Annotated in this window: 21 protein-coding genes; 2 read left to right on the top strand and 19 right to left on the bottom strand. The window is 41.4% G+C overall.

Annotated elements, in window-relative coordinates; all coding sequences use genetic code 11:
• Nucleotides 1-208: 208 nt before the first annotated feature.
• The 6 genes from MPH60_RS02645 to MPH60_RS02620 form a co-directional block, all read right to left on the bottom strand.
• Complete coding sequence (locus MPH60_RS02645; protein WP_241592617.1) at nt 209-379, bottom strand: hypothetical protein; 171 nt, start codon at nt 377-379, stop codon at nt 209-211.
• Nucleotides 354-1,118 (bottom strand): TIGR03943 family putative permease subunit, encoded by a 765-nt coding sequence (locus MPH60_RS02640; protein ID WP_241592619.1) that lies wholly within the window; start codon nt 1,116-1,118, stop codon nt 354-356. Before MPH60_RS02640 ends, MPH60_RS02645 begins: the two co-directional genes overlap by 26 nt.
• A complete protein-coding gene (locus MPH60_RS02635) occupies nt 1,118-2,128 on the bottom strand; it encodes a permease (protein ID WP_241592621.1) in 1,011 nt (336 codons plus the stop codon). Before MPH60_RS02635 ends, MPH60_RS02640 begins: the two co-directional genes overlap by 1 nt.
• A 117-nt stretch (nt 2,129-2,245) precedes the next feature.
• On the bottom strand, nt 2,246-2,914 hold the full coding sequence (locus MPH60_RS02630) for a YdeI/OmpD-associated family protein (RefSeq protein WP_241592622.1): 669 nt from the start codon (nt 2,912-2,914) through the stop codon (nt 2,246-2,248).
• Nucleotides 2,915-3,059: 145 nt separating this feature from the next.
• On the bottom strand, nt 3,060-4,322 hold the full coding sequence (locus MPH60_RS02625) for an MFS transporter (protein WP_241592624.1): 1,263 nt from the start codon (nt 4,320-4,322) through the stop codon (nt 3,060-3,062).
• A 161-nt stretch (nt 4,323-4,483) separates the two neighbouring features.
• The gene (locus MPH60_RS02620) at nt 4,484-5,239 is read right to left on the bottom strand and encodes an SDR family NAD(P)-dependent oxidoreductase (protein WP_241592626.1); all 756 of its coding nucleotides are present in this window, start codon (nt 5,237-5,239) and stop codon (nt 4,484-4,486) included.
• Nucleotides 5,240-5,596: 357 nt separating this feature from the next.
• Here MPH60_RS02620 and MPH60_RS02615 point away from each other — a divergent pair, with 357 nt between their 5' ends.
• Entirely contained in the window at nt 5,597-6,193 is a 597-nt protein-coding gene (locus tag MPH60_RS02615) for a TetR/AcrR family transcriptional regulator (RefSeq protein ID WP_241592628.1), read from the top strand.
• A gap of 357 nt (nt 6,194-6,550) precedes the next feature.
• On the top strand, nt 6,551-7,054 hold the full coding sequence (locus MPH60_RS02610; protein WP_241592629.1) for a DinB family protein: 504 nt from the start codon (nt 6,551-6,553) through the stop codon (nt 7,052-7,054).
• Nucleotides 7,055-7,455: 401 nt separating this feature from the next.
• On the opposite strand, the gene MPH60_RS02605 is transcribed toward MPH60_RS02610, so the two are convergent.
• The 13 genes from MPH60_RS02605 to MPH60_RS02545 form a co-directional block, all read right to left on the bottom strand.
• Nucleotides 7,456-8,328, bottom strand: a complete 873-nt coding sequence (locus tag MPH60_RS02605; protein ID WP_405389226.1) for a PhnE/PtxC family ABC transporter permease — start codon at nt 8,326-8,328, stop codon at nt 7,456-7,458.
• Nucleotides 8,328-9,113 carry a PhnE/PtxC family ABC transporter permease gene (locus MPH60_RS02600; RefSeq protein ID WP_241592631.1) on the bottom strand — a complete coding sequence of 262 codons (786 nt, stop codon included), beginning with the start codon at nt 9,111-9,113 and terminating at the stop codon, nt 8,328-8,330. The genes MPH60_RS02605 and MPH60_RS02600 overlap by 1 nt, the downstream gene beginning before the upstream one ends.
• Nucleotides 9,103-9,891, bottom strand: coding sequence for a phosphonate ABC transporter ATP-binding protein (gene phnC, locus MPH60_RS02595; RefSeq protein WP_241592633.1), 789 nt, complete (start codon nt 9,889-9,891; stop codon nt 9,103-9,105). Before phnC ends, MPH60_RS02600 begins: the two co-directional genes overlap by 11 nt.
• Before the next feature lie 27 nt (nt 9,892-9,918).
• Nucleotides 9,919-10,953 carry a phosphate/phosphite/phosphonate ABC transporter substrate-binding protein gene (gene phnD / locus MPH60_RS02590; protein WP_241592635.1) on the bottom strand — a complete coding sequence of 345 codons (1,035 nt, stop codon included), beginning with the start codon at nt 10,951-10,953 and terminating at the stop codon, nt 9,919-9,921.
• A gap of 127 nt (nt 10,954-11,080) precedes the next feature.
• Nucleotides 11,081-11,794 (bottom strand): phosphonate C-P lyase system protein PhnL, encoded by a 714-nt coding sequence (locus MPH60_RS02585; RefSeq protein WP_241592637.1) that lies wholly within the window; start codon nt 11,792-11,794, stop codon nt 11,081-11,083.
• A 23-nt stretch (nt 11,795-11,817) separates the two neighbouring features.
• Entirely contained in the window at nt 11,818-12,996 is a 1,179-nt protein-coding gene (gene phnM / locus MPH60_RS02580; RefSeq protein WP_241592639.1) for a phosphonate metabolism protein PhnM, read from the bottom strand.
• A gap of 30 nt (nt 12,997-13,026) precedes the next feature.
• Nucleotides 13,027-13,872: an ATP-binding cassette domain-containing protein gene (locus tag MPH60_RS02575; RefSeq protein WP_241592640.1), complete on the bottom strand. Its 846-nt coding sequence runs from the start codon at nt 13,870-13,872 to the stop codon at nt 13,027-13,029.
• Nucleotides 13,873-14,727, bottom strand: a complete 855-nt coding sequence (locus tag MPH60_RS02570; RefSeq protein ID WP_241592642.1) for an alpha-D-ribose 1-methylphosphonate 5-phosphate C-P-lyase PhnJ — start codon at nt 14,725-14,727, stop codon at nt 13,873-13,875.
• Nucleotides 14,720-15,856 carry a carbon-phosphorus lyase complex subunit PhnI gene (locus tag MPH60_RS02565; protein WP_241592644.1) on the bottom strand — a complete coding sequence of 379 codons (1,137 nt, stop codon included), beginning with the start codon at nt 15,854-15,856 and terminating at the stop codon, nt 14,720-14,722. Before MPH60_RS02565 ends, MPH60_RS02570 begins: the two co-directional genes overlap by 8 nt.
• Nucleotides 15,838-16,455, bottom strand: a complete 618-nt coding sequence (phnH, locus tag MPH60_RS02560) for a phosphonate C-P lyase system protein PhnH (RefSeq protein WP_241592646.1) — start codon at nt 16,453-16,455, stop codon at nt 15,838-15,840. Before phnH ends, MPH60_RS02565 begins: the two co-directional genes overlap by 19 nt.
• 14 nt (nt 16,456-16,469) lie before the next feature.
• Nucleotides 16,470-16,895 (bottom strand): phosphonate C-P lyase system protein PhnG, encoded by a 426-nt coding sequence (gene phnG, locus MPH60_RS02555; RefSeq protein ID WP_241592647.1) that lies wholly within the window; start codon nt 16,893-16,895, stop codon nt 16,470-16,472.
• A gap of 281 nt (nt 16,896-17,176) precedes the next feature.
• On the bottom strand, nt 17,177-17,878 hold the full coding sequence (locus MPH60_RS02550; RefSeq protein ID WP_241592649.1) for a GntR family transcriptional regulator: 702 nt from the start codon (nt 17,876-17,878) through the stop codon (nt 17,177-17,179).
• Between the two features lie 211 nt (nt 17,879-18,089).
• Complete coding sequence (locus tag MPH60_RS02545; RefSeq protein ID WP_241592651.1) at nt 18,090-18,974, bottom strand: PHP domain-containing protein; 885 nt, start codon at nt 18,972-18,974, stop codon at nt 18,090-18,092.
• Nucleotides 18,975-19,837: the final 863 nt, after the last annotated feature.

Here is a 19,837-nt window from a genome sequence, read left to right as displayed (position 1 = left end):
TCCCTGTTCTTTATCCCATATAGTATGAAAATGCAAAGAATCAGGTGCCCTTAAGGTCATCGTTCGCCTTCAATTATGAATGACAGAGGAATTCTCCTTCCCAGTTTTCATATCTTTAATTTTATGAGATTCGCTATCACTACACTTCTCCAATGATCATGACAGTTTGTATTCCTTCTTTGTTTGCCCTGTCCAATTTTTTTGTTAGTTATTTACCTGAGTGTTCAACTTTGACCTTATATCCCTTTTGGCAATATTTCCCCCACGGATAACGCTTCTTTTCCATCCCGATCGGAAGGATAATGACACCAGTGGAAAACCCGGCAAACATCCTTTTGCCGGGTTTTCCGCTTCTACTGAATGATTTGTACATTTTCATATAAATAAGCTTCTTCGGGTGCCTTTATTTTCTTCGACTCTTTTAAATCGATCACCGGTACAGGTTCCCCTTTATAGCTTCCTTTTTTTAATGTCCCTGTAATCCTATACCAATCATTCGTCTTCATTCCTTCCACGTTCCCATTGACCATATATCCGTATAACGTCGCATCGACCACACAGCAGGACATGGAGAGGCGGGAGATGGCCATTTGTTTTTTCGTAAATTCATCCTCACGGTATATGAAGCCGGAAATCTCTATTTCCTTCCCCTCGATCGTATCGAGGTTGTTCAGTAAATCATCCAGTACTTCAAAATAATTATCATCGGTTACGGAGATTTCCTCCCCATTCGCATGTTTCCCTGAATCATATGAACTTACCATTTGTGCCTGCTGCTTTGCCATCCCCCTTTTCGCCAGCACTTCCCCGCTTAATGTAAAATCGGTCAAGATGAAACCCAGAAGAATAGGAATGAAGAACAAACTATATTTCAGGACCAGTGCGGACGAGGAAGACTCTCCATTCGATCCGCAATCACAATGATGTCCACTTTGCTTTTGTTTTTTCATTCGGAGAAGGCTGATCACTAAAAAGGCAAAAAGCGCCGCCAATGCATATGGAATCATTTTGGGTGCAATCAATTTCGTTAAATATCCTGAAACATACAATTTAAAGATCATGAGGCCCAGTCCAAGCAGCAGCAATCCTTCAAGTCTTTGGATAAAAAAACGTCCCATCAGAAGCCCCCCTTACTGATCAATCCACCTGCAATCAGGCATAGGCTGAAGACGACTGCGAAAACAAGCAGGACATACGTGACGACGAAGCTCCGTTTAAAACAGGACATCATGATCAAAACATTTTTCAAATCCAGCATGGGACCAAATACAAGGAAACCCAGTATGGAGCCTGGCAGAAAACTATGGGAAAAGGAGGCCGCAACGAATGCATCAGCTGATGAACAGAGTGAAAGCACAAATGCAATTCCCATCATCAACGCCGTTCCTTTTATTGGCGCCTGACCAATATCGGCCATTACGGACCGATCCATGAACACTTGAAATACACTGGCAAACAAGGCCCCGATGATAAAGTATCTGCCGACCATAAAAAATTCCTGCGAAGTATGATCAATGAAGCTTGTCCATTTACTGGACTGAATATCATGTTCATGCCCTCGTACCAGTTCCAGCTTGTCCTCTTTCACCACATCTTTCGTGCTGAACATATGAATGAATAAGCCTGCGATTATGGCCGTCAGGACACAAAGAATGATTCTTCCATATAGAATGGCCGGATTATTTTGGAACGCATAATAAGTTGAGCCAAAAACGATGACATTCAATATTGGGGCAGTTACGAGCAAAACAACACCTGCATGGACCGGGACACCCTTTTGAATCAATTTCCGGACGACCGGGATGATCGCACATTCGCAAACCGGAATGATCAGCGCCGCCCCTATCGCGGCAAAAATGGCCGTCAGGGGTCTTTTTGGTATCATTCGCTGAATGATTTCTTCACTGATGAACAACTGGATGAACGATGAGGCAATGGCCCCGAGGAACAGGAAAGGAATCGATTCTAAAAACAATCCCAAAAACACGACGAACAGAGAGTGAAGCATCGGGTAGTCCGAGAAATCAATCGCTTTGGGAATGAAAACATCGCCTAGAAAAAAGAATGCCAGCAGCAAAAACAGCAGAATCAATAACAGCAAATTTCCCGTGTAGCGTTTCAAAAGCATATTTAACCACCTCGCAAATCATAATTATTACGATTTAAGTTTGGATTCGGTCTAGTATATGCTTTTGATAGGATGGACAGAACAAGAAAAAAAGAGAATGGAAGACATTCCCCACCCTCATTTATTTCTTCGATATAGATCCCTGCTCTTGTAACCTTCTCCTAAAATCGTTTTCATTTCCTGGCGCCGTTTCACTTGTGTCGCCTCTTGTTTTGCACTATATACGTAACGGGCCCAATCCTTACGGTACCCTGGGGTAAGTGATTGATAGAACGCAAGCAAATCAGGAGAATCCTGCAAATCTTTCTCAATTTCAGAAATCATTTCAATATAATCATCTACTGATTGGCTTGCTTTGGTAGATGGACGGTTTCTATTTTTCGAATCTTCTTTCAGTCCGACTACCGTAAAGACCTCATCCAACCCAACCATACGTGCAAACTTCAGGTCGCTCGAGCCTACATACCCTTCATCATTTGCACCAAGACCTTGCATCAGATCATCACGATGAATATATGTAGCATATTCTTTATTCCCCTTCTTGGGGTACGCCAAATAAATATAGCCGTTTTTACTCAAATGATTCTTCTCGATCACCTTATCCACGATTCTCCTTAAAGTATCCATATCCAATACAAAGGCAAATATAAGATCATAGGCACTTTCAGTAAGCTCTGTATCGTAATTCGGCAGCTCTGCTAAATAATCCGTCCCGGCTGGCTGATTGAGGACTGCCACCCGCTCATATTTATGTAAATTCAGTTTTTCAACTATTGTTTTAGCCATTGGCATTCACCATCCCAGTTCATTTTTTCTATCTTCAGTTTATAAGCTTCCCATTGCGTTAGCAACTTTCCTTATTCAAGAGAAAAAGGACGGGAAATAATTCTCCCGCCCTTTTTAAATATATTGGCTCATGCTTTAGAAAAAATCAATTCCAATGCCCAGCTTCCTCGAGTTTCCTTTTCCCTTTGAATGCAAGGATAATCAATGCTAAATTGATGATTAACATGATAGCGATCACATAGAGTACGGATGTATAGCTGCCTGTGAATTCATAGATATATCCGTATCCCGGTAAAGCAACGATCCCCGCGACTGCTAAACCTACCACAGCAGAAGCATAGATTTCACTGTATTCTTTATTGCCGAACAACGCAGATGTCAGCAGCGGTCCCAATGTGCCGATAGATGCAACTACAAATCCATAGATAGCAATGGCCAATGTAAACATTGCTGAATTTTCCGGTATGGCCAAAAGGATTACAATTGGAATCAAACCTACTATCATCGCAAAAAGTGCTGTGTTTTTCGCTCCAATTTTATCCGATAGAACACCGAAGGCTAAAGCGCCTAATAACACACCAATCGACCAGCCTCCCATTGCATTACCCGCAAATGTAACATCATAGCCCAAGCCCATCGCGAATGGGGCTACATGCTGACCAAAACTTCCTATCGCCGTTATAAAGAAGAAAAACAGAAGCAATGTATAAAATGCTGAAGATTTTCTTGCTACTGCTGCTGTGACCCCTTTATTAGCACCCACTTTATGAATAGCCTTTTCATCATTATCAGCTTCGTCTTCCCCAAGCCGCTGCATGCCTTTTTGCTGTGGGGCCATCCTGATCGTTAAGAGTACGATCGGGATTACGATTGCCATCACTAATACACCTAAAATGATATACGTATTTCTCCAGCCTTGGCTATCAATTAGATTACCTGCCATTGGTTGAAGGATTGCCCCGAATAACCCGCCTGAAGCCACCATGATTCCCATTGCCAGGCCATTATGCTTTTTAAACCAATTATTGATCAATACTGGACCAGCCATTTGGCAGACAAAAATGGATCCGATTGACATAGGGATACAGAACAAATACCAGCCCCATACGGAATTCATTAAACCAAACATAGCAAATGAACCGGCTTGTAAAATAACTCCTATCACTAATATTGTTCTAATATCATATTTCGCCATCATTTTACCTGCAATCGGCAGGAAAATCATGGTGACGATTGATGAAATGCTGAAGTACAAGGATAAGCTTCCCATCCCGATGCCCAAATCCCCTGTCACAGGTGTCAAAAACAATCCGCCTGCAGTCATAATGCCGCCTTTAGCAACACCGACCATAATAGCTAATCCAGCTAATAGCCACCAAGCAAAGTGAATTTTTTTCTTCTTACTCATCGATGTTTCCCCCTAAGCTACCGTATTGCATCAAAATCTCCGCAGTAAAAGCCAGTAGCGTTATCGATTTGAAATAACACTACTGGTTATTAATGGACATTATCTTAACTCCATATATCCAATTATTGTTTAATCCTCAAAAACACCCAGCTATCATCCGCTTAACGCAATTTAATGGAACCGCCATCCACCATGATTGTTTGACCCGTAATATAATCAGAATCCTCACTTGCCAAGAATACAGCTGTACGTCCGATGTCACTCTCAAGTTCACCAAGTCTTCTGAGAGGAATCTTCGCTAGCATATTTTGATAATATTCTGGTTGCTCCTCTGCCCATTGAAGCATGCCTGGTGATTTGGCAATCGGGGAAATGATATTGACATTGATTCCGAATGGACCGAATTCATTTGCGGCAACACGGGTAATTCCACGGATTGCTTCTTTTGCTGCTGCATACGAACCTTGATTGACATCACCATTAATCCCGGCACCTGATGCAAAGTTAATGATTTTGCCCTGTGTTTCTTTTAAATAAGGCAGTGCAGCCTGCATGAAGTAGAAGGTCGGATAGAATCCGGTATTAAAGGATAAATCCAATTCCTTTTGTGTTGTGTCAGCAATGGAAGCCATTCTAGAAGCGTGTGCATTATTTACCAAGATATCAATTTTACCGAATTTATCAGCCACTTCTTTAACGATTGAAGCCAATTTGTCATGCTCTGCAAGATTAGCTTGGATGAATATGGATTCTGGTTGATATTCTTGTAGTTCTTTAATGGTTTGGTTCCCAAGCTCTTCATTTAAATCGATGATCGCCACTTTTGCTCCTTCTTTAACAAATGCCATGGCCATACCTTTACCAATGCCGCCAGCTGCCCCTGTGATGATAGCGGTTTTCCCTTGTAGTCTACTCATTTTTCTATCCCCTTTTCAATGCATGTATTTTTTGAAATGCTATGAACTGCTTCTCTATGCATATTTTTATATCAGTATCATGAATATGCACATTAGCATGAACCAATAATATATAACGTTGACTTGTAAGTCAATCAAAAAGTTGACTGATGAGTCAATCAAAAAAGTATTCGGTGAAGAACGAGGATAACCGCCCTTTTCTATCGAATAAGTTAGTGAATGTTAAAAAGCCCCATCACTATTTTTTTTGATAAACTTATATGGTAGAGTGTTTATGAAACAGAAAAGTTTCGTACCGGTCTTATAAGCCCATAGGCGACAATGATGAAATATTATTCAGCAAGTGAGGAATCAACGATGGCTCCAAAAAATGATGAACAATTTAAGATAATCCGAGATCAACGCTATGAAGAAATCAGCAGTGCTGCACTGAAGATTTTTGCACGCAAGGGCTTTGCTGCAACAAAAATCAGCGATATTACTTCATCCGTGAATTTAAGTCATGGACTGTTTTACCATTACTTCAAATCAAAAGAGAATATTTACGTTTCCATTATCATGAACGTACTGGATATGTTTATTGAAACCGTGAATGAAGCGGAAAATAGAAAAGGCACACCTTGGGATCAACTGGTTTGGTTCACTGAACTTACTTTTTCCGGTTCACCAGAGGAAGCCTTGGACCGCCGTGTCCTTGTTATTGAAGCCCAACATTCCGACACACTCTCTAATGAGATTAAACAAGAATTGAATCAAAAATATGCCGCTGCCATGAAAGGGATTGCCCGTATTATCAGTAAAGGACAGCAGGATGGAATTTTTGTGGATGGTGACCCATTGGAACTGGCTATTTACTTCATTTCACTTAATCAAGGTCTTTTATTATGGAATTCAAAAGATATCCATCCCATTAAAGTTTCCGTTAACCAAGTAATGCGTCAATTACAGGCATAAACTTAAGTAATGTGCATAGGCATTAGGGTATCAACGCTCCTGAAAAAATGATTCTCATGGAAATACAGACCTGGCTCCAGATCTGTATTTCTTCCTCAAAATTATAAATACCAATGAAACATATCCTTTCGTTGTACTATAAGAGATATCTTTTAACACTCATTATTAAAATAGAAACCTTGCTTCAAAGCATAGTGTCTCACACCTTCAATCATCAGGAATCCACTTTAAATCAGGTGTTTTTTCCGTAGTTTTTATACATTCTTTATGCAATCAGATATCCCTTTGTTTTTTCCTATATCAAAAAATTCAGTGATGCTTTCTTTCATATTGGGGTGTCACAAAAGGGGAGTTCTCATGAATTATATCGAGTATGATTTGCTATTTGAATCAAGAAAACAGTTAATTGAGGAAATTACGGAGTTGGATGAAAAAATGCTCCACCATAGGCCTGTGCCTGAAGTATGGAACATCGCCCAAATTTGCCATCATTTATATCTTACGGAGCAGGTTTTTACAGAGGTTATAGCAAATGGCATTCGGGAAAGGGATTTTAATAATATCATTCAAAAAAACATTTACTTCGTTACTGATAGAACAAAGAAATTCTCATCCCCTGAGGCCATTTCACCCTCTTCAACCCCATTTCAATTATCGAGCCTTATGGATTTGCTGGCAGAATCAAGGGATCGATTATTACAGGTTCTTTATGATATGGATTCAGATATCTTGTTAAATAGAAAGAAAGCCAAGCATCCCCTGTTCGGGGACCTCTCATTGGATCAATGGATAGAGTTATTATCCTTACATGAACAAAGGCATATCAAACAGATACAAGAAATAAAGTCCGCCCTTATATAAGCCTTTCATGACAATGACACCATTAAAGGGTCAGCCGGAGACAGCATAAAAATCGATTTTCAAACAAATAAAGAGACCACTTCATTTTGTGGTCTAAGACTGTAAGGCTTTTTACATTTTTGTACGTTTCCTCCAGGCACTCGCTTTCCGCGGGCGGTCCGGGAGCCTCCTCGGCGCCTTTTCGCCTGCGGGGTCTCCCCTGGACACGCTTTTCTAAGCAGGAGTCCCGTACTTTCCGTTCCAATCAACTTTGTTTTTAAATTTAGATAGAACACCTATTGTCTACAAACCGAGACCATTTCATTTTGTGCTCTTCTTTCATGCATGCTATGACGAACGTGACTGTCAGGGGCTGCATCAAATTGTCAGATGGGCATACCCCATATTTAACCATTCCAGTATCAAGATGATGCTTTTAGTTTCCTTTTGATTTGTGTTGCGAAGATTTCAAGACAGATTGCGATTATCAGGATAAAATAAGTGATTGCTCCAATTTCACTCAAGTCAAAGTAAAATCCACTTGCCATGAACATATCGAAGCCGATTCCTCCTGCGCCTGCCGCTGCGCCCATGGCGACCGCCACTGCAAAATTGATTTCAAAGCGCATGAAAGTCCAGGAAATGATATAAGTGATCGAAGATGGAATGATGACTTGGAACACGATTTGCCACCAATTCGCTCCGCTTGACTGCAGGGCTTCTATAGCACCTTTATCGATTTCCTCGAAGGATTCCGAGTAGGCCTTTACAAGGTAACTTATGGAGTGAAACGTCATCCCTATAACTGCCGCTACACTGCCCAACCCTGCTGCGACTGCAAAAATGAGGACCCATAACACAGTAGGTACGGCTCTAATCAGGGCAACCGATCCCTTTATGATAATCGATAATGGCTTGGACGAGATATTTCCAGCCGCTAAAAGTCCCAACATCAGCGCAATGATCGCACCAAATATTGTCGTCAAGAAGGCTAAGCCTAATGTAATCGACACCTGATAAAGCGCTTGAGTAAAGGTAAAGTGCTTTAGATGCGGCTCAAAAAACATGGTCTTCAAATTGTCGACTGTCAATACTAGCGCGTCCCACATTTTAACATCCTTATAATCAAAACTGGCAAAAGCGTATATGGTCAAAACCGCTAGTACCAGCACACTCAACCTAATCGCGATTGAAGATTTCGAGAAAGGCTTTTTGGATAGCCGTTCAAGCAGCATTTTATCTAAATCCTGACCAGTAGGAGAAGGAAATGGTTTGATTGGGCCCTCTGCCTGCATTATAAAATCACCCTCCTCACATAATTTGAGATCAATTCAATAGATAATATCGAAATGATGATCGTAATGACGACAAGACTGGCAATGTCATAACTCAGGTTTTTGTAATAAAGATTAAACGTAAAACCAATACCCGATCCTGTAAGCAGTCCGACCAATGTTGCATTCCTGATATTCGTTTCAATCATAAAAAGTACCCAGCTAATCATTTGCGGAATGGTTGAAGGGATAACAGACTGCGAAATGACGGTTAGATAACTTGCTCCGGTTGTCTGCAAAGCTTCTACGGAACTGCAGCTCACTTCATCGATCGTTTCAATAAAAGCTCTTGTTAAAAAACCGAAAGATCCGAAAAACAAGGCAAAATAACCGGTCAAGGAACTTTGCCCAAATGAAAATAACAGAACCAACGCCCATATTGAGACATCAATATTTCTAAATAAAACGGCTAACCCTCGGCTAAAACCTCCGAAAAAGGCATTCACCCTTGTCGTATTGGAACCCAATATCGCAAATACAAAGGCCAATATTCCCGCGAGTGTGGTAGCTGCAACGGATATTAAAAGTGTTTCTTTCAGCTTTATCAAAATGTCTGGCAGTTTGGTAAGGGAATCCTTTGTTGGATAAAAATTCGATAACGACCATTGTATGGCCTTAGGAACGGAAGTAACCCCTTTTGCGATGCTGAATTCTGTAATGATAATGGAAACAGCCGACGCAGCCCCGATAAGCAAAAACAATACAAGTGAATTTCTTCTTTTTCTTGCAAAAACATCAGCCGACATGGGAACCTCCCAAATCAAAAATCAACTTTCCTTCATCCGATCCATAAATCTGATGGATATCATTTGAGGTTATATTTTGAGATGTGCCATTAAAAACAACCTTGCCGCCATTCACACCGATGATTCGATCCGAATATTTCAGGGCCACATCGACTTGATGCAGGTTGACTACAACTGTGATTCCCATGGAAGTGCAGATATTCCTTAAATGATCCATGATCACCTTGGAAGAATTCGGGTCAAGAGAGGCAATCGGTTTATCGCACAATAGCAATTTAGGGTTTTGGATAAGCGCCCGCGCTATTCCAACCCGTTGTTTCTGGCCTCCGCTCAACTGATCGGACCTTTTATAGATTATATCTTCCAGACCGAGAATTTGGAGAACTTTAGCAGCTTGAAGTTTCTCCTCTTCACTATAAAGGCCAAGGATTCCAGCCAGTGTAGATTTATAGCCTAATCGTCCATGCAGGGTATTTTCAATCACACTTAGTCTATTTACTAGATTGTAATGTTGAAAAACCATCCCTATTTTCCTGCGTACTTTCTTTAACTCCCTATTATTCACCTTGTATACATGATCATTATCAAAAATGATTTCTCCGCTAGAAGCATCGATCATCCTATTGATGCATCGAAGAAGAGTTGATTTTCCTGCTCCAGATGGCCCTATGATCGAAACGAACTCTCCTTCTTTCACAGTGAAGTCAATATTGGATAACGCCTTTGTACCATTTCCAAAATGTTTTGAGACATTTTTCACTTCCAATAATGTTTTCATGTATGATCCTCCTACATATTACTGCCTTTATTTAGATAATTCCCGAATTGGATTGAACCAGTCATCCTCGACTTCTACCAATCTTTCTTTTCCGCTCACCCGTTTAAATAGACCTGATAACTTAGAATCTTCCGGTACAAAAACTTTCTCGTTATTTGCCATTTCATCAGACATCAACGTTTCAAGAATTTTTTCACGTGTTTCCTCACTGACTAATTCGGTGTTAACAACGAAAGGTGCATTCAAAACTGGTGTCACTGAAATGAGTGAGAATGTCTTATCTGTAACTGTGTTAAAGGGTTCAGCTGCATCCTTCTTTACCTTATACACGGCACCTGCTTTATTTTCTTCCCCATCAGCCAGCTCCACATAATTATTGACACAAGTATCACAAAAAGCTGCCACTTCCGCTTTTCCGGTTAAAAGGTTTACAGCCGATCCTTGGTGTGAACCGCCATAAAGCACTTCACTGAAGAATTTATCTTTCCCGCCTTCCAATAAATCCTCGGCTTTTAATTCCTTAAATTTATCTTGCTGTGAGAAATAATCAACGATTCCTGTGGAAGGAACTTTAAAGCCGGATGTAGAGCTATTTGATACGAAAGAGAACTTTTTCCCTTGGATACCGTCTATCTTATATTCGCCGTTCATTTTATAGTCATCCGCATTTTGAACAGCCAGCCAGCTATTATAGACTGCATCTTCCAACGTACCTGATTCACCGCTTGGAACAACCAGGGGTTGAACACGATCGTTTTTGTTGTTTGCTTCAATATATCCTTGTGCACCCAGGAATGCTAAATCTGCATTTCCATTAGCAATGGCCTCGATTGCAATGTTATAATCCGTAGTTGTCTTATGTTCCACTTTCTTTCCTGTGGCATCTTCTAAGATCTTCCCGATTTCATCGCGTGCTTCCCCTAAATCTTCCCCGGATTCATTTGGCAGCCATGCTACGGTCAATGTATCATCTTCATTTGCACCTGTTGAACTGTTAGAAGAACAGCCTGTAAATACCAGCAAACTAACTAACATCAATATGGACATCATCGATTTTTTCACGTTAAATCTCCCCTCCGATTAAAAGATCTTTTCTCATTTCAGCCACTTCCCATTTAACAATACCGGTACAATGCTAACCTGCCGTTAAGGAGGCTGAATATTCAGTAAAATTTATGTGAATACATCGTTAAATTTTTTGAATATCTTGAGTAAAACATCCATTCTGCATGCTATATTCCTTACTTACTAACCGATTCATGAACTCCAAGTCATGAAAAATGCCCAGCATTGTCGTTCCTTCGTTCATTAGCTGTTCAAGGAGGGTTTTCACCTTCACTTTAGAATCGTGGTCCAAACTTGCAGTCGGTTCATCCAACAGGAGGAGCCGCGGCCTTTTCACCATTGCTCTTGCTATATTTAACCTTAGTTTCTCTCCTCCTGAAAAAGTAGCAGGGTAACTGTCCCATAGCTCTTTTCCTATTTCAAAGTGGCCGAGGATTTTTTCCGTTTCGATATTGGCCATTTCCCTGGTCTGTCCCATTTCAAGGATGGCCCCGGTAACGAGCTGCCTTGCTGTAGTTCTTGGCATGACATTTAAAAATTGGGATACATAGCCTATCTCATGCTTACGCAGGTAAATCATTTCCCTTTCTGTTGCTTTTGCCAGATTGATCGCACCATAGTGGGAAGAATCATACCAGATTTCTCCTTCTTGAACCCGATAACTACCATAAATCGATTTGAGGATGGTTGATTTGCCGCTGCCGCTCTTGCCTGTGATGCCGATGAATTCGCCTTTTTTCACTGTGATTGTAATGTTGCTGACCGCATGGATATTCTTGCGTTGATTATGTAAAATAAAAGACTTGGATAAATCATTGATTTCCAATATGTTCTCCACTTTCCCACCCGCTTTTCTAAAATTCAGATCCTGTAATTCGTTTTTTGAATTAATTTCCCGTCTACAACCACGGTTGTTATGACAGGGAAATCACCCGAAATTTTTTCAATAATAAGTATGTCAGCCTTTTTCCCTTCGTGAATAGATCCAATTTCGTCCTCCATCTTGACTGCCTTTGCGGGATTTAACGTAACTAGCTTAATCATATCGACAAGATCCATTCCATGGTTTTCGACTAATTCAAACATTGAATGCAGCAGGGCCGCAGGGTAGTAATCACTGCATAATATGTCTATGCTTCCATCCTGAATGGCTTCAGAGGCACTTAAGTTCCCGCTGTGGGAACCTCCCAAAAGCACATTTGGTGCACCAGCTATAGTATACATCCCCATATCATGGGCCTTACGGGCAATCTCAAGTGTGATTGGAAATTCACTTATACTCGTTCCAAAGCTGTGAACCAATTCAAGCTTCTCTATTGAATCATCATCATGTGAGGCAACGGCAATATTGTTTTCTTTTGCCAGCAGGGCAATTTCCTTCATTCTTTCAATCGTCAGCTTTTCTTTCACTTGGTGAGTCCGGATCATGACATCAATCGCTTCATCACTATAATTGTTATACCCCCTTAAAGTGTTTCGATATATCTCTAGATGCCGATACTGCCCTTGTCCTGGAGTGTGGTCCATGAATGAGACCAGATGCACTTTCTTTTCCAAAACATATTCTCTTAGACTATCAATATCCTCCAAATTATCGATTTCATAACGGGCATGAAAACGATGACGTACTAGGTGCTTCATCGTATGTGTTTGATCAATCAAGTCAATAAGCTTCCTAACATTCTCAGGCTCCCGAATAGGCTTATATGCGTATTCAGTGGATTTATTGAGCGACAGAGAGTGGAACATGGTCGTGATCCCGTGCGTAATCAGTTCCTTTTCCGTTTCTCTTAAGCTCAAATTAAAATTCATTAAAGAAGTCGGGCGCGGCGCAGTCATATGTTCAATATAATCCGAATGGAGATCAATGAAACCGGGTGAAACATATCCGCCCATAGCGTCCAGCACTTCCATCCCAGGGCTTCTTTCGATTTCTCCCACAGGTGCAATCCGGCAAATTCTATCATCCTTAATTAAGAGATCATGGTCCATCAGGATCGAGTCTTCCGTTATTATTTTTCCATTTTTAATCAGCAACAATGTCTCTTCCCCCATTTTGTTTGGTTTCTTTTACAGCAGCGAGTGTACTAATTGCTGGGTATAAGGATGCTGTGGATCTTCGAGTATTTGATCTGTTAATCCTTGCTCGATTACTTTACCCTCCAGCATAACGAGCGTACGGTCAGCAAGCATTCGGATTACGCCCAAATCATGGGATACCAATACAATGCTGATATTCAAATCTCTTTGGAGACTTTTAATTAAATCCAATACACTTGCTTGAACTGATAAATCCAAACCCGTGGTGACCTCATCCAAAAGCAGTATGGGTGGATTGTTGGACAATGCTTTGGCTATCTGGACCCGTTGCTGCATTCCGCCTGAGAAATTCCTTGGTTCTTCTTTCATTCGATGGATGGGAATATTGACTGCCTCCAGGAGCTCGGCGCCTCTTGATTCCATGCTGCCAACATGTCTGTTCCCAGCTGAAATTAACTTCTCGGCAATATTGCCTATCGAGGAGAAATCCATTTTCAACCCTAGAATCGGATTCTGATAAACCTTCCCCATCAGGTGGTTTCGAACGTATCTTTTCTTCTGGGCAGACTCCATGAATAAATTCTTTTTTCCATTCTCAAAGCCAGCCACATACAGTTCTCCATCGGTCACTTCTTCGTCAAAATACAAACTTTTCATTAAAGTGGATTTGCCGCTGCCGCTTTCCCCTACTATTCCGAGAACTTCACCGTGATACAAATCAAATGTCAGATCTCTGCAGGCATAAACCGTCCCGCATTCGTGACAATAGTTTTTTGTCACTTTTCCTAATTTCATATGTTTGCATGCCGAACATCCGTCACCATACTGTTTGTTCATTTGTTTAACCGATAATACGGGCACCTCAAGCACAGACATTTAATTCACTCCCAATGATTGTTTTTGATTGACCATTTCAAGGCAATTGCTTGTATCATTGCATTGGAAATACGTTTCACCTGATTCCTCATCAACAAGTTCATCCAAAAACACATCGTTGGACCCGCAGAGAATGCAAGCATGATTTGCAAAGGACTCGATTTCAAATTCGTAATCATCAAATGCCAAAGATGATACATTTGTATATGGAGGTACCGCATATACCTTTTTCTCCCTGCCTGCACCTAGCAAAATGAGCGCTTCATTATCGTCCAGCTTGGCATTATCGAATCTTGGTATTGGACTTGGTGCCATGACATACCTGTCGTGAACCATCACCGGATGGTCTGCATCCGTCGCCATTATTCCGTACTTCATAATTTGTTCAAATAACATAAGCCATGCACCGCTATACTCTTTCTCGGCATGCAGCTTTTTCGTTTCATGTTCGCTCGGCTCAAAATTCCTTAAAGGTTCCGGTAACGGAACTTGAAGAATTAAAATCTGGTCTCGTTGCAGCGGCACTTCCGGAACCCTATGTCTTGACTGGATTAAAGAGGCTTCTTTTGTGCTATCCGTTGTCCTTACCCCAGTGGTATCAGTTACGAGTTTTTTTATGTTAACGGCATTAACGGATTCATCCGAGCCTTGGTCGATCACTTTAAGGACGTCATCCTTTCCGATCAATGACAATGTCAACTGCAGGCCGCCCGTGCCCCAACCACGCCCAATCGGCATTTCCCTTGAGGCGAATGGGACTTGATAACCGGGAATGGCAATTGCCTTCAGTGTTGCTCTTCTAATTTCCCGTTTCGACCCTTCATCAAAAAATGCAAAATTATAGGTTTTATTCATGCCATCCAACCTCCTGCTCTGTGGTCTTATCTTTTGACTTCCGGATGCTATCAAGCTTGGATTGAAACGTAACATAATGAGGCATCTTCAAATGGGAGATGAAGCCCGTTGATTCCACTGAATCTATATGATAAAGAACGAATTCCTCGTTGTGACTTGGAAACTCCTTGTTCGGTTTTTCCAGGCAATTGTCCAGGATGCCCATTGCGATTGCTTTCGTTTCATTTTGTCCCATGCACATGCCATAGCCAATTTCAAACTCTATTTCTTTTTTGCCTTGTTCTTTCTCTACCGTAAGCGGAATGAGCATCTCTGCCTCCGTTGCTGTGAAGTCCCCAATATAATAGCTATCTTCCTCTTGTCCTTCGTCCAGCAGCGGGTGATCGAGATGGACGGGCAGCTGACCTACCCGCAGCTCCCCTACTGTCGGGTGCAGTGCACCATATCCACGAATGACTGCATAAGCAAGTGATGTCACTGCACCGGTTTGGCCTCTTGTTAAAATTTGCAGGCGTTCACTCCGCATTGAAGGAAACTCCAGACTCTTCCTTGTCACATCCCCAGGCTGCAAATCATTGTTTTCACAGCTTGCTAATAAGCCCTCACTTCTTAAGTAGTCCAAAACTTTAGGCAGAGAGTTCAAATCCTCCATATCGCTCTCATATTCCGTTGAACGATTTTCTTCATGAAAAGCACGTAACCAATCTTGAATGCTTATATCCGATTCATTTTTCAGCTCCGAATCTAGTAACCGATGTGTATAATCGGTCGTGGCACCTAAAATCTGCCCGCCAGGTACATCCTTAAAACTAGCTGAAATCCGCCTTTCCACTTTCATATTTTCAGAACTGATCACTCGTGAAACATGCTTTCGCGGTAAAGTGGATCGATAGGCCCTCAAGAGGAAAACAGCTTCTTCCGGATTGCCTTCAGCTTGTTTAATGGCAAGTGCAGCCAGTGATTGATCATACAAACTGCTTTCTGACATAACCTGATCAATCAACCCTCTCATCCCAGCTTCTATCTTATGCAGCTCTATGGCCGTCCCTTTTTTGACCCGTTCAAACTTTAAGCGTTTGATGGATTCTTCAATCGCCTTTGTACCGCCCTTTACTGCAACATATCCCATATAATCTCACCCCCATTTTCTCTGATTTGAGTCGTTCTCGGTAAGGCTATTAAACGATCTTGTTGATCCACAAAATACATATCGATTCCTAACGGGAATTCTATGTTTTTTTCGTTCCTTACACCAAGCCAGGCGGAGACATTCGGGAGGCTTATGAATGATTCCTCTTGAATTCCCGGTCCAGAAAGGATCATAGAGTCCCCTTTCGTTACATCCGGTACTTCTAGAATGATCATTGCCGATTCATGAGGGTTCAACAGATCTCCTATCTTTGCTTTAGTCATCGCTTCCTTCATTTGCTCCTCGGAGGCATCATGTAAAATAAAGATAAAATCCGCTTCCGGCAAATCGACAGGCTTTGAATAAGTAAGCTGATTGATCATTCTTGACACCGCCTCCTCCTCCTTTGCAATGACTTTAAAAGTCACTTCAGGGTCAAGTACAGTAAGTGCAAGCAGGATAGTAGAAGAAAGGCATTCCATTTGAACTTCCAATGTCCTGGCTTCCCTCTCCAAAACCACTGAAGTTCCAGGTCTTGAAGTCGCCGTTACAAGCTTTCTATAAACAGTTTGTATATCATGAACTACATCCAAATTCATTGCTTTCCCCCCTCTTATTGAACATCCATCGTTTCAAAATTAACCTTGGTTCTTAAGATTGATCGATTCAGCTCTTGAAGATTTTTCTGTATATTCTTCTTCTCATTTTCTAAAACATGTGACCATGATCTCGTTTCTCCAAGACCAGCCTGATAAGCAGCATCAATGATCGCTAAACGATGTGCCAGTTCTTCCCGATGTCCCTTAACGATACCAATCCCGATTGAATCCTGGATTTGGACCGTGCATTCAGTCACCAGCATTTCCCCAAGATAAAACAAGCTCTTTTTTGCCGTTTCCCTTGTCTTTAGCAACACAAGGGCACTCTCTGGCTTTTGAATGACGGTAACTTTATATTTCATTGCTATTTCCTTGGCAAATTCCTTCGCAATGTCCTCAGAGCCTTGAATCAAAATCTCGGTTCTTTCCCTTCTTCTCATTCCATTGGCCTCCAAATGTTTTAGTTTCAAGCTAACATCTTCAATGTATCTTGTTGCCAAGTGAACGTACGTTAAGAAAGAGTAAATCTTTGTATGAAATTTGTTAAAGCCGGACCTGCACTATTCAAAATTTCGTGCCATTACTCGTGAATTCGAGCTTTACTCGTGAGTTCCGTACTTTTACTCGTGAATTCGAAGCATTTACTCGTGAGTTTCGTACTTTTACTCGTGAATTCAGAGCATTTACTTGTGAATTCGAGCGATATCTGGAATGGAAGTTTTTATATAACATATGTGAAACAATCGCTTCGATAGATTATGACTGTGTGCTCAAGGACTTGATTGCTCCGCTTATCCCGGCATAATGATTCCACTTGCAAAAGTGGAATTAAACTTGAACACTGCAAAATATCCCGTTCGAAAAGAGTAGGAAAAATCACGTTCAGTGTGCTGCTGCTGGATCCGAATTCCACGAAGCCACGCTGCCGATAATATTGAAACATAGAGGTAATATCAGGACCGTCCTTTTCAATTTCAGGAAATGTTGATTTTGCCACAAAAGATGTATGAAGAGCAATCGGGAAATCGTCCATTAACCTAAGCCTGCCAATTTTAAAGACCTTATCATCACTTTCCGCCCCTAGGCTTTGAAAAATCTTCTGATCATAAGAAATTTCTTCGCAAAAAATAGTACTCGTTTGAAAGGAAAACTGGAATTCTTTCATTTTCTCGGTGAAACTGACATCACCGGATAGAATTAACGGAATTTGCTTTTTGCTTTCCTGGACATAACTTCCCTTACCTTGCTTTGAATAGATAAAGCCTAAATCTTGAAGCTGCTCGTATGCCTTCCTGACAACCATTCTTGGAACATTAAATTGATCAGCGAGTATGTGCTCTGAAGGTAACTTTTTATCCAATTGAAAGGTCCCACTCTTAATTTCCGATATTAAATGATCCACTAAAAAGTTTTTTTCCTCCAACTGAAATCCCCCTTTAACTATTAGATCTGTCCAATACCTGTTTTTCCTTGTTAATGTCAGTGTAATGAGAAAATATGAAGCTACCATGATTTTCTTGTAAAAAAAAAGTCCTGGTCAATTACCAGAACGAAAGAGAATACTTATTTTTTGGATCTTTTCAATACGACATCCAGCATATGATCAGGTCGCTTTCACAGCAAAACCCCTGGTTTCATAGATCGATATTTTTCAATACCACATCATTAATGGACATGCTTTTTTTCCTTAATTTCAAAGCATCCACACATTCCTTTCCAGGGCTCATACTGCCAAGACGAATCGGATTCTCCCCATAATCCCCATGAAAATCCGAACCTCCTGTCTTAATGAGATTATATTGATCTGCATATGAAATCGCTCTTTCCTCTTCTTCATGACCATGATGAGGGTGAAGAACTTCAATCCCTTCAAGGCCTGCTTCTACAAGATCGGGAATAATTTCGAAGCTCCCGTATTGTCCAGGATGCGCAAGGACCGGAACGCCTCCGGCAGCACGAATCGCCTTCACAGCAAGGATGGCATCCACATACTCCATAGGAATGAAGGCAATGCCTGGCACTTCTCCATTTTGGCCGCGACTGAAGATCTTCTTATACAAATCTCCATAGATAGAATCCGTATACCCCGATTCCCTTAGCGCTAGCATAATGTGCTGTTTATAAACACCCGTTCCTCCCCTGAATTTAGATACCTGATCCCACGTTATTCGATAGCCTGCATGAATCAGTCGTTCCACCATTTTTTCAGAAGCTGCATTCCTTTTTTCAATCAATGGATTACAAAGCTCATTAAGTGCCTTATGACCAGGCTCAACAAAATAGCCCAAAATATGTACACGCCTGCCTCTTGCAAAGTCATAACCAGAAACTTCTATACCAGGGATGATTTCAATTCCTATTTCCTTTCCCCGTTCCACCATCTCTTGCAATTTCATCGTTGTATCGTGATTCGTAATCGCTAAATGGCCAATTCTCTCCCTTTTTGCAACCTCCAATAGTTCTTCAAAAGAACTGGAACCATCTGAAATGTTCGTATGACAATGTAATTCAACCTTCATGCCAATCCCCCCATTCTTTTTCGTTACCCATTATCATTTTAACTTAGTGCCATGTCGGTCCCGTTAAGAAGATGTAAAAAAACGTAAAGGTGTAAAAGTCATACAGATTGGTGAAAATACTTAAGTATTTCAAGACTGTAGACAAAAAAATCTAGTTGATTTCAGAAATCCGCTCCCTTTCCGCCGATTGTCTGCCAAGCTTCATCAAAGCAAGCGCCTGTGGGGACTCGGCAATCCAGTTATTCGGCAAGAGTGTCTTTCTTCGTACAGTAAAAAAACCGGAAAGTAAACTAGTCTTAAATATGGTTCGGAATAAGACCAGCCTGCAGTTTTTTCTTTTAAAAATTCCAATTGATTGGAACGGAAGGTGCGAGACTCCCGCGGAAAGCGAGTGCCTGGAGTGGAAATCAACGTTCCCATTTTACAAACCCACAAAAAAACTGTCGGCAAACAATTATTATCTAGTTTGTAGACAAAAGAAGACCTATCTTTTTACACAAAGTTGATTGGAACGTAAGGCGCGAGACTCCTGCGGGAATACGCGTCCAAGGGAGACCCCGCAGGCGCAAAAGCGCCGAGGAGGCTTCCGGACCGCCCGCGGAAAGCGAGTGCCTGGAGTGGAAATCAACGTTCCCATTTTACAAACCCACAAAAAAACTGTCGGCAAACAATTATTATCTAGTTTGTAGCAAAGGAAGTTCTATCTTTTAAAACAAAGTAGATTGGAACGGAAGATGCGAGACTCCTGCGGGAATACGCGTCCAAGGGAGACCCCGCAGGCGCAAAAGCGCCGAGGAGGCTTCCGGACCGCCCGCGGAAAGCGAGTGCCTGGAGTGGAAATCAACGTTCCCATTTTACAAACC

The organism is Peribacillus sp. Aquil_B1 (assembly GCF_022603275.1).
Classification (GTDB): Bacteria; Bacillota; Bacilli; order Bacillales; family DSM-1321; genus Peribacillus.
The sequence above is the reverse complement of the archived record's forward strand: the minus strand, read 5'-3'. Positions and strand labels throughout refer to the sequence as shown.